The 13,825-nt window shown below is 73.8% G+C and carries 13 protein-coding genes; 4 read left to right on the top strand and 9 right to left on the bottom strand.

From position 1 onward, the window contains the following. Positions 1–11 precede the first annotated feature (11 nt). Positions 12–1,679, bottom strand: coding sequence for a urocanate hydratase (gene hutU / locus KV557_RS05535; RefSeq protein WP_218198568.1), 1,668 nt, complete (start codon positions 1,677–1,679; stop codon positions 12–14). A gap of 180 nt (positions 1,680–1,859) precedes the next feature. Between hutU and KV557_RS05530 the strand changes: the two genes are divergently transcribed. Continuing rightward, entirely contained in the window at positions 1,860–2,432 is a 573-nt protein-coding gene (locus tag KV557_RS05530; protein WP_218198567.1) for a Uma2 family endonuclease, read from the top strand. Positions 2,433–2,441: 9 nt separating this feature from the next. Here KV557_RS05530 and KV557_RS05525 read toward each other — a convergent pair whose 3' ends face one another. Further along, positions 2,442–2,765 carry a hypothetical protein gene (locus tag KV557_RS05525; protein ID WP_218198566.1) on the bottom strand — a complete coding sequence of 108 codons (324 nt, stop codon included), beginning with the start codon at positions 2,763–2,765 and terminating at the stop codon, positions 2,442–2,444. A 101-nt stretch (positions 2,766–2,866) separates the two neighbouring features. After that, a complete protein-coding gene (locus KV557_RS05520; protein WP_218198565.1) occupies positions 2,867–3,736 on the bottom strand; it encodes a MurR/RpiR family transcriptional regulator in 870 nt (289 codons plus the stop codon). A 233-nt stretch (positions 3,737–3,969) separates the two neighbouring features. Here KV557_RS05520 and KV557_RS05515 point away from each other — a divergent pair, with 233 nt between their 5' ends. Beyond that, positions 3,970–4,386 carry a hypothetical protein gene (locus tag KV557_RS05515; protein ID WP_218198564.1) on the top strand — a complete coding sequence of 139 codons (417 nt, stop codon included), beginning with the start codon at positions 3,970–3,972 and terminating at the stop codon, positions 4,384–4,386. Between the two features lie 36 nt (positions 4,387–4,422). Here the strand turns inward: KV557_RS05515 and hutH are convergent, their stop codons facing one another. After that, complete coding sequence (gene hutH, locus KV557_RS05510; protein WP_218198613.1) at positions 4,423–6,000, bottom strand: histidine ammonia-lyase; 1,578 nt, start codon at positions 5,998–6,000, stop codon at positions 4,423–4,425. A 258-nt stretch (positions 6,001–6,258) separates the two neighbouring features. Here hutH and fdhD point away from each other — a divergent pair, with 258 nt between their 5' ends. Further along, positions 6,259–7,134, top strand: a complete 876-nt coding sequence (gene fdhD, locus KV557_RS05505) for a formate dehydrogenase accessory sulfurtransferase FdhD (protein ID WP_218198563.1) — start codon at positions 6,259–6,261, stop codon at positions 7,132–7,134. Here the strand turns inward: fdhD and KV557_RS05500 are convergent. Beyond that, positions 7,124–8,314, bottom strand: coding sequence for a macrolide family glycosyltransferase (locus KV557_RS05500; protein ID WP_218198562.1), 1,191 nt, complete (start codon positions 8,312–8,314; stop codon positions 7,124–7,126). The genes fdhD and KV557_RS05500 overlap by 11 nt on opposite strands. A 101-nt stretch (positions 8,315–8,415) precedes the next feature. Here KV557_RS05500 and KV557_RS05495 point away from each other — a divergent pair, with 101 nt between their 5' ends. Beyond that, positions 8,416–9,021 (top strand): TetR/AcrR family transcriptional regulator, encoded by a 606-nt coding sequence (locus KV557_RS05495; RefSeq protein WP_218198561.1) that lies wholly within the window; start codon positions 8,416–8,418, stop codon positions 9,019–9,021. Here KV557_RS05495 and KV557_RS05490 read toward each other — a convergent pair. From KV557_RS05490 to KV557_RS05475, 4 genes are all read right to left on the bottom strand, one after another. Beyond that, entirely contained in the window at positions 8,999–9,310 is a 312-nt protein-coding gene (locus KV557_RS05490; protein ID WP_218198560.1) for a hypothetical protein, read from the bottom strand. The genes KV557_RS05495 and KV557_RS05490 overlap by 23 nt on opposite strands. Before the next feature lie 163 nt (positions 9,311–9,473). Further along, positions 9,474–11,312 (bottom strand): GGDEF domain-containing protein, encoded by a 1,839-nt coding sequence (locus KV557_RS44795; protein WP_374106594.1) that lies wholly within the window; start codon positions 11,310–11,312, stop codon positions 9,474–9,476. Between the two features lie 215 nt (positions 11,313–11,527). Then, positions 11,528–12,652 carry an adenylate/guanylate cyclase domain-containing protein gene (locus KV557_RS05480; RefSeq protein ID WP_308129772.1) on the bottom strand — a complete coding sequence of 375 codons (1,125 nt, stop codon included), beginning with the start codon at positions 12,650–12,652 and terminating at the stop codon, positions 11,528–11,530. Between the two features lie 172 nt (positions 12,653–12,824). Next, a complete protein-coding gene (locus KV557_RS05475) occupies positions 12,825–13,721 on the bottom strand; it encodes a biotin--[acetyl-CoA-carboxylase] ligase (RefSeq protein WP_218198558.1) in 897 nt (298 codons plus the stop codon). Positions 13,722–13,825 lie beyond the last annotated feature (104 nt).

Below are 13,825 nucleotides of genomic sequence, written 5' to 3'. Positions count from 1 at the left end.
CTCGTGAAAACTCACAGCTCACCCATCGGGACGCGAACCGCGCGCTCGGCGGCGACCTCGGTGGCCCGGTCGTAGCCGGCGTCCACGTGCCGGATGACGCCCATGCCCGGGTCGTTGGTGAGCACCCGGCGGATCTTCTCCCCGGCCAGCGCGGTGCCGTCGGCGACGGTGACCTGGCCGGCGTGGATCGAGCGGCCGATGCCGACGCCACCGCCGTGGTGGATGGAGACCCAGGACGCGCCGGAGGCGACGTTGACCATGGCGTTGAGCAGCGGCCAGTCGGCGATCGCGTCGGAGCCGTCCAGCATCGCCTCGGTCTCCCGGTACGGGGAGGCGACCGAGCCGCAGTCCAGGTGGTCGCGGCCGATCACGATCGGCGCGGACAGCTCGCCGGAGGCGACCATGTCGTTGAACCGCTCGCCGGCCTTGTCGCGCTCGCCGTAGCCGAGCCAGCAGATGCGCGCGGGCAGGCCCTGGAAGTGCACCTTCTCCTGGGCCATCTTGATCCAGCGGGCCAGCGACTCGTTCTCCGGGAACAGGTCGAGGACGGCCTTGTCGGTCTTGTGGATGTCCTGCGGGTCGCCGGACAGGGCCGCCCAGCGGAACGGGCCCTTGCCCTCGCAGAACAGCGGGCGGATGTACGCGGGGACGAAGCCGGGGAAGGCGAACGCCCGGTCGTAGCCGGCCAGCTGGGCCTCGCCGCGGATGGAGTTGCCGTAGTCGAAGACCTCGGCGCCGCGGTCCTGGAAGCCGACCATCGCCTCGACGTGCCGGGCCATCGACTCGCGGGCCCGCTGGGTGAACTCGGCGGGCTTCTCGGCCGCGTAGGTGGCCATGTCGTCGAAGGAGACGCCGACCGGCAGGTAGGCGAGCGGGTCGTGGGCGCTGGTCTGGTCGGTGACGATGTCGATCGGCGCGTCCATCGCGAGCAGCTGCGGGACCAGCTCGGCGGCGTTGCCCAGCACGCCGATGGAGAGCGGCTGCTTCTTGTCCCGGGCCGCGGTGGCGAGCTCCAGCGCGTGGGCGAGGTCCTTGGCCTCGACGTCCAGGTAGCGGTGCTCGATCCGGCGGGCGATCCGGGAGGGGTCGCAGTCGATACAGATCGCCACGCCGCCGTTCATCGTGACGGCGAGCGGCTGGGCGCCGCCCATCCCGCCGAGGCCGGCGGTGAGGGTGATGGTGCCCTCCAGCGACCCGTCGAAGCGCTTGTTGGCGACGGCGGCGAAGGTCTCGTAGGTGCCCTGGAGGATGCCCTGGGTACCGATGTAGATCCACGAGCCGGCGGTCATCTGGCCGTACATGGTGAGCCCGAGGCTCTCCAGCCGGCGGAACTCCTCCCAGTTGGCCCAGTCGCCGACCAGGTTGGAGTTGGCGATCAGGACCCGCGGCGCCCACTCGTGCGTCTGCATGACGCCGACCGGGCGGCCGGACTGGACCAGCATGGTCTCGTCCTGCTTCAGGCCCTGGAGGGTCTTCACCATGGCGTCGAAGGAGCGCCAGTCGCGCGCGGCCTTGCCGGTGCCGCCGTAGACCACCAGCTTCGACGGGTGCTCGGCGACCTCCGGGTCGAGGTTGTTCATGAGCATCCGCAGGGCAGCCTCCTGCTGCCACCCCTGCGTCGTGAGCCCCGTCCCGCGCGCCGCACGCACCTCGCGCGGCCCGCTCGTCTGCTGCACCATGTCCCGGCCTCCCTGCGGATGGATTCATTCAGGCTTGGTTCGGCTGAATATATCCAATCAATCAGCTCCCGACCAGACCCCGAACCAATCCGATCAGCCACGCCGCCGACCGCACCGGCGCGCTAGCCTGAACCCGGCGAACACCAGCCACTCGGCCCAGCGACGAGAGCGGAGGACACGATGACTGCGATCACCGTGCGGCCCGGCAAACTCCGGGATGTGGCGGAGGAGATCGAGCGGAGCACCGGCCTCCGCGTCCAGATCATCGGAGGAACCCTGGTGATGTCCCCGACTCCTCGCGGCAAGCACGCGGGGACTGTCAAGCGCCTGTCCCGCCGGCTCGACGGCAATCTCCCGGCCGGCCTCGGCGCCTACGAGGTCTCGTCGATCACCATGCCCGACAACGCGGAGGACTACGCGACACCCGACCTGGTCGTCCTGCCGTCCGACTGGGAGGACGACGATGACTGGCTGGCAGACCCGCACGATGTCGAGCTGGCCGTGGAGGTCATCTCCACCTCCGAGCGGGTCAGCCACATCGCGACCAAGACCAGCTGGTACGCGGTCGCAGGCGTGCCGGTCCTCCTTGCGGTCGACCCCCGCAAGGGCGTCTGGACGCTCCGCACCCACCCCCGCGACGGCGAGTACCAGGGCGTACTGCACGGCAAGTACGGCGAGCCAGTCCCCCTGCCCGCGCCGCTGCCCGCCGAGCTGAGCACCGCCGACCTGCCGCTCTACACACCGAAGCGCTGAACCCACCCCTCACGCCGCGGCGTCGCCGTCCCAGTCGATGCCGATCTCGGCCAGCCAGCGGCGGTCGTCGGCGTCGGGGGCGGGCGGGGACGGGGGGCGGGGGATCTCCTGAATCGGGCCGAGGCCGTACTTCTCGGCGGCCGCGGCGGCGGCGCGGGCGTCCGGTTCGATGACGCCGACGTGGACGGCGGACTCGTCGCCCGGGTCGAGGACGGTCAGTTCGGGATCGGGCAGACGCCGCAGGGTGACGCGGCGTCCGCAGGTGGGGCAGGACCATTCGTCGACACCCGAGGCAAGGCGGGCGACGAACTTCATCTCGTGGATCACGCGCATGGGCGGCACCCCCTGCAGTAGGGGATGCCCGGGTTTGTGACGTGTACTCCCGTCACTGCTCCAAGCCGCGTCTATTCCAGCTGTGCTTATTCCAGCTGTGCTTATTCCAAGAAGAGGCCGCGCGCCGCCGCCGAGTGCTCGATCGCCTCCAACTTCGCTTCGGCGCCCGGGAGTTCGTCGCACATGCTCTGCAGCAGCACCCGGCCGAGCATCATCGGCGCACACGCGGTGTCGAAGACCAGGCCGGTGCCGACCGCCGCGGGCAGCATCAGGTCGGACAGCTTGGCGACCGGCGCGAACGCGCTGTCGGCGACCGTCAGCACCGTCAACCCGCACTCCCGGGCCACTGCCAGAGCGTCCATCAGCTCCCGCGGGTAGCGCGGCAGCGCGAAGCAGAGCAGCGCGGTGGCGCCGGCCGCGGAGGCCTGCTCCAACCGGTCGGCGAGCATGCTGCCGCCCTCGTCGAGCAGCCGGATGTCCGGGTGCACCTTGGCGGCGAAGTACGCGAAGCCGCGCGCCTGCGCCGAGGCGGCCCGCAGGCCGAGCACCGGCAGCGGGCGGGAGGCGGCGAGCAGCCGGGCGGCCCGGATGATCGGCTCGGGGTCGGCGAGCAGGTCGGCGAGGTGGCGCAGGTGCTCGATCTCGGCGAGCACGGCCTGCTGGTGCTCGTTGCGCACGGCGTCGTCCGGCGTCTCCGGGGCGCCCGGCTCGCCCGCGCCGAGTTCGCGCAGCTGCTTGCGCAGCGCCGGGTAGCCGTCGTAGCCGAGGGCCACCGCGAAGCGGGTGACGGACGGCTGGCTCACGCCCGCGAGTTCGGCGACCTCCACGCTGGACAGGAACGGCGCCTCGGTGGCGTGCCGGACCAGCGAGTGCGCGATCCGCCGCTGGGTCGGGGTCAGCCGGTGCCCCTCGAAGAGCTGGAGCAGCCGCGCGGAGGGACCGACCGTGCCGGTCTCGTCGGTGGCGGTCATCAGCGGTACCTCCGGATGCGAGCGGTTCGGACGACGACTGTGCAGCAGCGCGCCGCGCCTGGCAAAGACGTCTCGTACGGCGGGACGCCCGGTGAGACGTCCCGAGGGGCGGACTGTACGGCTCCCTCCCGCGCGGACGGTGCTCGGGGTAACCCTGATTTCACCCTGACCCCGCCCGGATTCCCCCCGCGAACGGATGGACCCGGCCCCGGCGCGGGCCCACGCTGGTGCCCATGGACACTCGCCAGGACGAACTGCGGCGCGACCTCGACGCCACCCTGCAGGCCCGCAAGGAACTCGGCAAGGAGTACGAGTCGGAGCTGGTCGACTCGTTCCTGACCCGGCTCGAATCCCGCCTGGACGCCCGGCTGGACACCCGGGTCGCCCGCCGGGTGGCCGAGCACCTCGACGACTACGAGCCGGCCCACCGCCCCCGCCGCCCCGGGTTGCCCGGCCGCCCGGGTTCGCGGCTGGCCGTGATCTCGCTGGCGCTCGGCATCCCGCTCACCGCGATCGCGAGCAGCCCCGAGAGCGGCGGCCTGGTCGGCCTGTTCGCCTGCTGGGCGGGCATCGTCGGGGTCAACTTCGCCGCCGCCCTCAGCGACCGCCGGGACCGTGCGGACCGCCGGTCGCGGGGCGACTGGGACTGACCGTCCCAGCCACCCCGTGCGACACGTCAGGCACCGTCAGGCCAGCGGGCCGGTGACCTTCTCGACCGCCCGCACCAGCTCCCCGGAGGCGACCAGCACGGCGGCGGCCTCCAGGTCCGGCGAGAGGAAGCGGTCGCGGCCGGCGCCGCCGACCCCCGCCTCCCGGGCGACGGCCAGCGCCGCGGCGGTGGCCGGGGCGAGCCGGACGCCCCCGTCGGCCTGCTGACGGATCTCCAGCGCGCGGGCGGCGGCGGTGAGTTCGACGGCCAGGATCCGGCCCAGGTTCTCGACCGCCTGGCGCAGCTTGCGGGCCGCGGACCAGCCCATCGACACGTGGTCCTCCTGCATCGCGGAGGACGGGATCGAGTCGACCGAGGCCGGGACGGCGAGCCGCTTGTTCTCGCTGACCAGCGCCGCCTGGGTGTACTGCGCGATCATCAGACCGGAGTCCACGCCCGGGTCGTCGGCCAGGAAGGCCGGCAGGCCGTGCGAGCGACTCTTGTCCAGCAGCCGGTCGGTGCGCCGCTCCGAGATCGAGCCGAGGTCGGCGGCGGCGATGGCGAGGAAGTCCAGCACGTACGCGACCGGCGCGCCGTGGAAGTTGCCGTTCGACTCCACCCGGCCGTCCGGCAGCACCACCGGGTTGTCCACCGAGGCGGCCAGCTCGCGCGAGGCCACCAGCTGGGCGTGCGCGACGGTGTCCCGGCCCGCGCCGGCCACCTGTGGGGCGCAGCGGACCGAGTAGGCGTCCTGGACCCGCGGCGCGTCGTCCTGGTGGTGGCCGGTGAGGCCGGAGCCCTTGAGGACGGCCAGCATGTTGGCCGCGCTGAGCGCCTGGCCCGGGTGCGGGCGGATCGGGGCGTGCAGCTCGGGGGCGAGCACCTTGTCGGTGCCGAGCAGCGCCTCCAGGGTCATCGCGGCGGTGATGTCGGCGGTGGTGAAGAGCCGCTGGAGGTCGGCGATGGCCATCACCAGCATGCCGAGCATGCCGTCGGTGCCGTTGATGAGGGCCAGGCCCTCCTTCTCCAGCAGCTCCACCGGCTCGATGCCGGCCGCGGCGAGCAGCTCGGCGACGGGCTTCTCCACCCCGTCCGGGCCGGTCGCCACGCCCTCGCCCATCAGGACCAGCGCGCAGTGCGAGAGCGGCGCGAGGTCACCGGAACAGCCGAGCGAGCCGAACTCCCGGACCACCGGGGTGATGCCCGCGTTGAGCAGGGCGGCCATGGTCTGGGCGACCAGCGGGCGCACCCCGGTCCGGCCGGAGGCCAGCGTCTTCATCCGCAGGAACATCAGCGCCCGGACGACCTCGCGTTCCACGGCCGGGCCCATCCCGGCCGCGTGCGAGCGCACCAGCGAACGCTGCAGCTGCGCCCGCAGTTCGGGGCTGATGTGCCGGACGGCGAGCGCACCGAACCCGGTGGACACGCCGTAGACGGGACGCGGCTCGGCCGCGAGAGCATCGATCCGCGCGCGGGCCGCCGCCATCTCGGCGAGCGCGTCGGGACCGATCTCGACCCGGGCGTTCCCCCGGGCAACGGCCAGCACATCCTCTGCGCTGACGTCGGCCTTGCCGACCTGGACGAGCGGCGCGTGGGGGGCCGCAGCACTGTGCATATCCATATACACCATCACATCAGGTGAATGAAGATATGACAACAGGTGCTCACCATTCGGATTCTCCGCCACCCCCTCCCCTCCCGCACTCCGGGTCCCGGGCCGGGGGCGTGGCGGCCCGGGGTGTCGCGGCCCAGGTCCGGGGCATGACCGCCCAGGTCCGGGGCATGACGGCCCAGGTCCGGGGGCCGATGGCCATCGACTCCCCGCATGCCGCAGGCTGGTGGGGCACGGACTACGTACGGAGGTGGCGGGACGATGACGCGGGCGACGGCGCGGCGGCGGGTGGTACGGCTGCGGGGTGACGGGCGCGGGGTGCGGCCGGACGCACTGGCGGCGGAGGAACCGCTGGAGATCCGGGTCGGTGGCGAGCCGCTGACCGTCACCATGCGCACCCCCGGGCAGGACTTCGACCTGGTGGCCGGCTTCCTGGTCGGCGAGGGCCTCGTCCACTCCGCCGAGGAGCTGGCCGCCCTGCGGTACTGCGCCGGGACGGACGAGGCGGGCGCCAACACCTACAACGTCGTCGACGCCACCCTGCGCGGCGCCGCCGGCGCGCTGCCGCTCTCCGCGCACCGCAACCTGCTCACCACCAGCGCCTGCGGCCTCTGCGGCCGGGACACCGTCGACGCGGTCCGCACCCACGTCCGGCACCCGGTCGCCGAGGACCCGCTCAGCGTCGAACCGTCCCTCCTGTACGCCCTGCCGGACCGCCTCCGCGCCGCCCAGCGGACCTTCGAGTCCACCGGCGGCCTGCACGCCGCCGGCCTGTTCGACGCGGCGACCGGCGAGCTGTTGTGCGCCCGCGAGGACGTCGGGCGGCACAACGCCGTGGACAAGGTGATCGGCTGGGCGCTGCGCGAGGGCCGGCTGCCGCTGACCGGGCACGTCCTGCTGGTCAGCGGCCGGGCCTCGTTCGAGCTCACCCAGAAGGCCGCGCTGGCGGGCGTCCCGCTGCTCGCGGCCGTCTCGGCGCCGTCCTCGCTCGCCGTGGACCTCGCCGAGGAGCTGGGCCTGACCCTGGTCGGCTTCCTGCGCGGGGAGAGCGCGAACGTCTACACCCGGCCGGACCGGATCGCCGAACCCGCCCCGGCTGCCGAGCCAGGCCCAGTCGCGGCGGCCCTCACCCCCTGAGCTCGGCCTCGATCAGGTCCGCCGCGCGGGCGGTGCCGCCCTCGGCCCGTCCGGCGGCGGCGAGCGCCGTCAGCCGTTCGGCCACCGCCGGGTCGCCGACCAGGTCCAGCAGGGCACCGCGCAGCGCCTCCGGGGTGGCCTGCTCGGTGTCCAGGCGGCGGGCCACGCCCAGCCCCACCAGGGCGTCCGCGTTCGCGAACTGGTCGGCGGCCTGCGGCACCGCGATCATCGGCACGCCGTGGAACAGCCCCTCGCTGGAGCCGCCCATGCCCGCATGGGTGACGAAGGCGTCCGCCTGGGCGAGCACCGACAGCTGCGGCACCCACCGGTGCACCTCGACGGTGTCCGGCACCTCGCCCAGCTCCGCCAGGTCGGTGTGCCGGCCGATCTGCAGCACCACGTGCCAGCCGGGCAGGTCGCCGAAGGCCTCGACGCACGCCCGGTAGAACGCGGGTTGGCGGGTGAACGCCGAGCCGAGCGAGACCAGCAGCACCTTTTCGGCGCCGGCCGGCCGGTGCCACTCGCCCTGGTGGGCGCGGTCCCCGAAGCAGGGCCCGACGAAGGTGGCGCGTCGCTCGTCGACGCGGTCGGCGTTGGGCTGCATCGCGCGCGGGACGAGCGCGATGACGCGGTCCGGGCGGCCCTTGAAGGCGTCCACGTCGCGCTCGACCGTCCCGGCCTCGGCGAGCCAGGCGGCGAACCGCCGGTAGTGCTCGGCGCCGCCTGGGCCGGTGCGGATCGCCTCGAACCACTCGGACAGGTCCTGCTCGAAACCCTCCCAGCCCACATAGGCGGGCGACAGCTGCACCACCGGCACACCCAGCCGCTCGCCGAGCGCCCGCCCGGCGAAGCCCGCGATGTCGCAGAGGACGAGGTCGGGACGGTCGTCGGCGAAGGCCTCCAGCAGGACGGGGTACATGGCCAGCGCGTCGTCCAGGAACACCTCCTGGATCGCCACGGGGTCGTCCACCCACCCGGCCGGGTCGTCGGCGAGCGGCAGTTTCGTCGGATACGGGACGAAGCGGGCGCCGGTCGACTCGACGATCTCGGCGAAGGAGGGGTCGTTGACGTAGCTGACCTGGTGGCCGCGGGCGACCAGCTCGGCGATCACGGCGAGGCTGGGGTTGACGTGGCCATGGGCCGGGATCGAGACCATGAGGATGTGGGCGGGACGGGTCATACGGGCCTCCTACGCCTGTCGGGTGAGACGAGACGTACCGTCTCGTCCGCTCTCGACAAGACGATACGTCTCGCCTCACCTCCCCGCTTAGAATTTTCGCCATGGTCCCCAGAACCGCCCCCGACCCCGCACGCCGCAGCGAACGCTCCCGCGCCGCCGTGCTCGCTGCCGCCTCCGAACTCGTCGCCGAAGTCGGCTTCGGCAAGCTCACGATCGAGGCGATCGCCGCCCGGGCCGGAGTCGGCAAGCAGACCATCTACCGCTGGTGGCCGTCCAAGGGCGCGGTCGTCTTCGACGCCTTCCTCGCCGCGAGCGAACACGACGGCAGCCTCGCCCTCCCCGACACCGGCGACCTCGCCGCCGACCTGCGGACCGCCCTGCGCCCCGCCGTCGACAACCTCGCCGACCCTGCCTTCGACCGCACCGCCCGCGCCCTCACCGCCGAGATCGTCACCGACCCGGCCCTGCACGACGAGTACCGCGCGCGCCTGCTGGACCCGCTGTTGGAAGTCACCCGCGAACGCTTCCGGAGCGCCCGCGAGGCCGGCCAGATCGCCCCCGACGCCGACCTCGACCTCGCCGTCGAACTCCTCTACGGCCCACTCCACTACCGCTGGCTGTACCGCCTCGGCCCCCTCGACCACGCCCAGGCCGACCGTCTGGTCGAGGCCGTCCTGCGCGCCCTCAACGCCGGTTCCGCCGGCTGATCACGACCAGCACGACGATCAGCACCGCGACCAGCAGCAGCACCCCGACGAACCCGAAGGCCCGGCCGAACGCCCGGGAGACGAAGCTCCGCTTCTTCCGCTTGTAGCGGGACACCGCCACCTCGGTGACGTGATGCGACCCGACGGCAACGTGCACCGGCGCCCGCTCCCCGGGCACCGCGCCGACCGTCCGCACCACCGGCACCGCCTCCGCCGGCCCCGCCACCGCCACGGCACCACCGAAGGCCAACACCCCCGCCACCGCCGCACTCACCAACCGTCTACCCACGGCCCCATTCCCCCGTCCTCGGCAAGCCCCAGCCACTCACCGCCACCATCCCACCGCCCCCAACCCCCCGGCACCCCCCGCCCCACAACCGCGACCCACCCGCGACCCCCCGGTCACCGAACCGGCACATCACCCAGCGCGCGGATGAGCGGGCCCGCTCGCCTCACACCGGGGGCGGCGAGGCCGGGCCGGACAGGGCCACGGCCACCAGGGCCCGCATGGCGAAGGCGGCTTGGCCCAGGGGGAGGGTGGCGTCGTCGGCGAAGAGTTCCACGAGCCAGCCGCCGGCGGCGTTCTGGCCGCCGGCAGCGACCATGCCGCGGTAGCCGGAGACGACGAGCATGGCTTCCTCGGCGGGGTCGTTGCCGGCCGCGCCCGCGCGGAGGGCGAAGGCGCCGCCGCGGACGGCGCGGCGGGTCATGGGGTAGTGGCGGAGGTCGAAGACGGCGTCGGGGGCCTCGATCTGGGCGCGCTGGGTTTCGGCACGGGTGCTGCTGGGGCCGCTGGTCATGCGGTAGACGGCGTGCTGGGCGGTGCGCATCAGGTGGGAGCCGGGCGGCACGTACGAGACCCACCAGCCGACGGCGTCCAGCAGCCGGGCGGACGTCTCGGCGACGACGACGAGCTTGCCGAGGGTGTCGGCGGCGTGGACGGCACGGGCGGCGCCGTGCTGGTCGAGGGAGGCGAGGACGGCGGTGAGCAGTTGCCCGGGGTCGGCGCTGTGGGCGGCGCCGCGGAAGCGGCGACGGTCGCCGGCACCGGCCCGTCCGCCCGGGCGGGTGCGGCCGTCGGCGCGGTGTCGGGGGTCTGCGGCGTCGGCGAGCAGGACGGTGGGGTCGGGCGAGAAGCCGGGGCCGTGGCTGCGGCCGGCGACGACGGGGTGGGCGGCGCGGCCGGCTTTGGCGCGGTACTGGGCGGCGTCGGCGAGCCGGAAGAGCCGGTCGGGTGTGGTGACCGGGCCGATGGAGTCCCCGGTGGAAGCGACCCCGCACGCGACCCCCTCCCCCTCGGACAGTGCCAGCGCCCGCGCGCACAGTTCCTCGGCAACGGCGACGACCTCGTCGGCCTTCTGCCCCTCCGCCAGCAGGCAGAACTCGTCGCCGCCGAGCCGCGCCGCAAGGCTGCCGGGCAGTTTGGCGGCGGCCAGCGACAGCTGGTGGGCGAATCGTTCCAGCAGCCGGTCGCCCATCTCGTGCCCGAGCTGGTCGTTGACCCGCTTGAGCCCGTTGACGTCGCAGACGACCAGCGACACCACGGTGTTGTCGCCGTTGTGCGCCTCCAGGGCGCTCTCCAGCCGGGCGTCCACGGCACGCCGGTTGGCGAGGCCGGTGAGGGGGTCGGAGAAGGCGAGTTTGCGCAGGTCGGCGAGGCGTTCGGTCTGGGCGAGGCCGGCCGAGATCTGGGCGGCGAGGAGGGTGGCGTAGTCGGCGTCGGCCTCGGTGAACTCGCGCATGCCGATCGACCGGGCGAGGTACAGCTCGCCCCAGGCCTGCCCGTGCAGGACGATCGGCGCGACCACGCAGCAGGCCCGCCCGCGCCGGCGCAGCGTCGCGGCGCGTTCCTGGCAGTACGCGCCGGCGGTGGGGTGTGCGTGCCCGGCGTGCGCTGCGGTGTTCTCGGCGGTCTGCAGCCAGGCACGGGGCAGCCGGCCGGTGGTCCAGCGCTCTTCCAGGTAGGTGACGATCTCGGGGAAGTCGGCCACCGGGTAGGACTCGTCCTCCGGCAGTTCCTCCTCGCCCGGCGCGAGCTCGCCGTGGTTGACGAGCACCCGGAGGCGGCCGGATTCGCGGTCCCAGACGGAGACGGCGGCCATGGTGGCGCCGAGCGCCTCGGTGGCCCGGGCGGCGGCGGCCCGGACGACCTCCAGCGGGGTGAGCGCCCCGGCCATGTCCTGGGCGAGTTCGACCACGGACTGCAGCCGCAGGTCCGGCAGCGGGTCGGCCGACTGCTGCGGGCGGCCGCAGTCGCAGCCGCGGTCCGTCATGATCGCCTCACTGCTCACCGGCTCGCCTCGCTCCCTGTGCTCGGTCCTGCCAGACCCCCGAAAGCAGCCGCACCCGTCCGGCCGCTTGCACCAAGACTATGGCGATTTCGTTCGGTTATGCCCCGTTTGCCGGGACGGACCCGCTCCAGGCCGTACGGGTTTCAACCATTCGGCACCCACAAGGACCCGCGCAAGGATGCGACCAATGGCCCCGGCCCAAGCCCCGGGAACCGCTACTCCGCCTTCAGCCGCCGCGACAGCAGCCACGGCTCGACCAGCCCCAGCCCGCGCACCGGCCGGCGCCACATCGGCTGGAGGTGGAAGCGGGCCCCGGCCTCCGGGCCCGGCAGGGGCAGGCCGGAGGCCGGCATCCCGGCGGCGGCCGAGAGCGCCTCGGCGAGGCCGGGCCCCTCCGCGTCGGCGGGGGCGACGCTGCCGTTCTGCTCCAGCGCCGCGGCGAACTCGCCGTCAATCAGCACCGCGTCCTTTGGCGCGATCGAGGTGAGCCGACTTGCCAGGTTGACGGTGGTGCCGAAGACGTCGCCCATCCGCGAGGTGACGGTGCCGAAGGCCATGCCGACCCGCAGCGCGGGGATGGTGTCGTCCTCGGCCAGCGCCTCGATCAGGCTGAGCGCGATCTCGGCGGCGGTGACCGGGTCCTCGGAGACGTAGAGGATCTCGTCGCCGAGGGTCTTGATGACCCGGCCGCCCTGGCCGACGATCAGGTCGGAGCAGGTGTTCTCGAAGGTCTCGACGAGTTCGCCGAGTTCCTCCTCCTCCAGCCGGCGGGACAGCCGGGTGAAGCCGACCAGGTCGGCGAAGCCGACAGCGAGCCGACCGCTGGTGATCTCGTGGTCCTCGGCGGCCTGGACGACCCGGCCGGTGACGGCGGCGAGCTGGCGCCGCCAGACGTAGACGAGGAACTGCTCCAGCTCGGGCAGCAGCAGTTCGACCAGCGGGTAGGCGACGTCGGCGCGGGTGAGGCCGGGTTCGACGGACTGGGTGAGGTTCTCCAGGAAGGTGTCCATCTGCCAGCCGGCCAGCCGCGCGGTGGTCTGCCCGGTGGAGCGGGCCACCTGGATCGCCATCGACTCGCTGAGCAGGCCGGACTCGACCAGGCCGGCCAGGCGGCGCAGCGCGATCACGTCGCCGTCGGTGAGCGCCCGGGACTGCCCGATGTCGGGGAAGCCCATGGCCCGCCAGAAGCGGGTGGCCAGCTCCATCGGGACGTCGGCGGCCCGCGCGGCCTGGTACGGGGTGTAGCGGCGTGGTGCGTCCAGGATCAGGCGTTCGAGTTCGAGCGCGACCGTCTGGTCGTGGGTGCCCGCCGTCCCGCCGCTGCTGCCGTCCTCTGCCACCGGTCCGTCCCCGTGCGGTTGCCGCACTTGCCTCGTGTCCTACCTGTCCGGGCGCGCCGCCCGCCACCCGGGCGGGCAGTGGCGCGCCTCACACCGCTGCCAGGTGGAATGTTCGCACGGAATCGCGTGATCCGGGGCATCCGCCCGAGTCAAGGGGAGGTGAAGATGCCGTTCAGCGGGGCTCGGGGCGCACGTGGACGACGTCCCCCGCGCCCACCGGGCGGCGTGCGCCGTCGGGCGTACGAACCACCAGGCGCCCGTCGCCGTCGATGGCCACGGCCTCGCCGGTCAGCTCGCGGTCGCCCGGCAGGTGCACCTTGACCTGGCGGCCGAGCGTGGTGCAGCGGTCGACGTAGGCGCGGAGCAGGTCGCTGGCGTGCGGGTCGCCGGCGGCGGCCGTCCAGTCGCGGTACAGGTCGGCGAACTCGCGCAGCAGGGCGCGCAGCAGGGTGGACCGGTCGGTGACGGTGGCGCCGGCCAGCGCGAGGGAGGCGGCGGCGGGGACGGGCAGTTCGCCGTCGCGCAGCGAGACGTTGACGCCGAGGCCGGCGACGACGGCGCCGCCGCCGCTCAGCTCGGTCAGGATGCCGCCGAGCTTGCGCTCCGCGCCGTCGATCTCGACCTGGAGGTCGTTGGGCCACTTCAGCCCGACCTCCACCCCGGCGACCCGGCTCAGCGTGCTCGCGGCGGCCACGCCGACCAGGATCGGCAGCCAGCCGTACCGCTCGACCGGCACCTCCTCGGGGCGCAGCAGGACGGAGAGGAACAGCCCGGAGCGCGCCGGGGCCGTCCACTGCCGTTCGAGCCGCCCGCGCCCGGCGCTCTGGGCCTCGGCCACCAGCACGGCGCCCTGCGGCGCGCCCGCGCGGGCCCGGGCGGCGAGGTCGTTGTTGGTGGAGCCGGTCTCGGCGACGACGTCGAGCGAGGTCCAGAGGCCACCCGGGAGCAGCAGGTCGCGGCGCAGCGCCTCCTCGTCCAGCGGCGGCCGGTCCAGGTCGGTCCACGGCGACGGCCCGGCATGGCCGAAGCCGCGCAGTCCACTGCGGCGGGGGGATTCGGGTGCGGTCATGGGGGCCACCCTAGGGGCCCGTCCCCGGACTCCCGCCGTCCGCCGGAAGGGCGGGCGTGGCGGGACGGCCCCAGGGGGTGTAGGCCGCCCCATCGTCCCGCAGA

Origin of the sequence: Kitasatospora aureofaciens, from assembly GCF_019192735.1 — a bacterium.
Taxonomy (GTDB): domain Bacteria; phylum Actinomycetota; class Actinomycetes; order Streptomycetales; family Streptomycetaceae; genus Kitasatospora; species Kitasatospora aureofaciens_A.
This window is presented reverse-complemented; position numbering and strand designations above follow the sequence as displayed.

Coding starts and splice junctions, on each gene's coding strand:
- hutU (WP_218198568.1), bottom strand. CDS start 1,679: ATGGTGCAGCAGACGAGCGGGCCGCGCGAGGTGCGTGCGGCGCGCGGG.
- KV557_RS05530 (WP_218198567.1), top strand. CDS start 1,860: ATGACTGCGATCACCGTGCGGCCCGGCAAACTCCGGGATGTGGCGGAG.
- KV557_RS05525 (WP_218198566.1), bottom strand. CDS start 2,765: ATGCGCGTGATCCACGAGATGAAGTTCGTCGCCCGCCTTGCCTCGGGT.
- KV557_RS05520 (WP_218198565.1), bottom strand. CDS start 3,736: ATGACCGCCACCGACGAGACCGGCACGGTCGGTCCCTCCGCGCGGCTG.
- KV557_RS05515 (WP_218198564.1), top strand. CDS start 3,970: ATGGACACTCGCCAGGACGAACTGCGGCGCGACCTCGACGCCACCCTG.
- hutH (WP_218198613.1), bottom strand. CDS start 6,000: ATGCACAGTGCTGCGGCCCCCCACGCGCCGCTCGTCCAGGTCGGCAAG.
- fdhD (WP_218198563.1), top strand. CDS start 6,259: ATGACGCGGGCGACGGCGCGGCGGCGGGTGGTACGGCTGCGGGGTGAC.
- KV557_RS05500 (WP_218198562.1), bottom strand. CDS start 8,314: ATGACCCGTCCCGCCCACATCCTCATGGTCTCGATCCCGGCCCATGGC.
- KV557_RS05495 (WP_218198561.1), top strand. CDS start 8,416: ATGGTCCCCAGAACCGCCCCCGACCCCGCACGCCGCAGCGAACGCTCC.
- KV557_RS05475 (WP_218198558.1), bottom strand. CDS start 13,721: ATGACCGCACCCGAATCCCCCCGCCGCAGTGGACTGCGCGGCTTCGGC.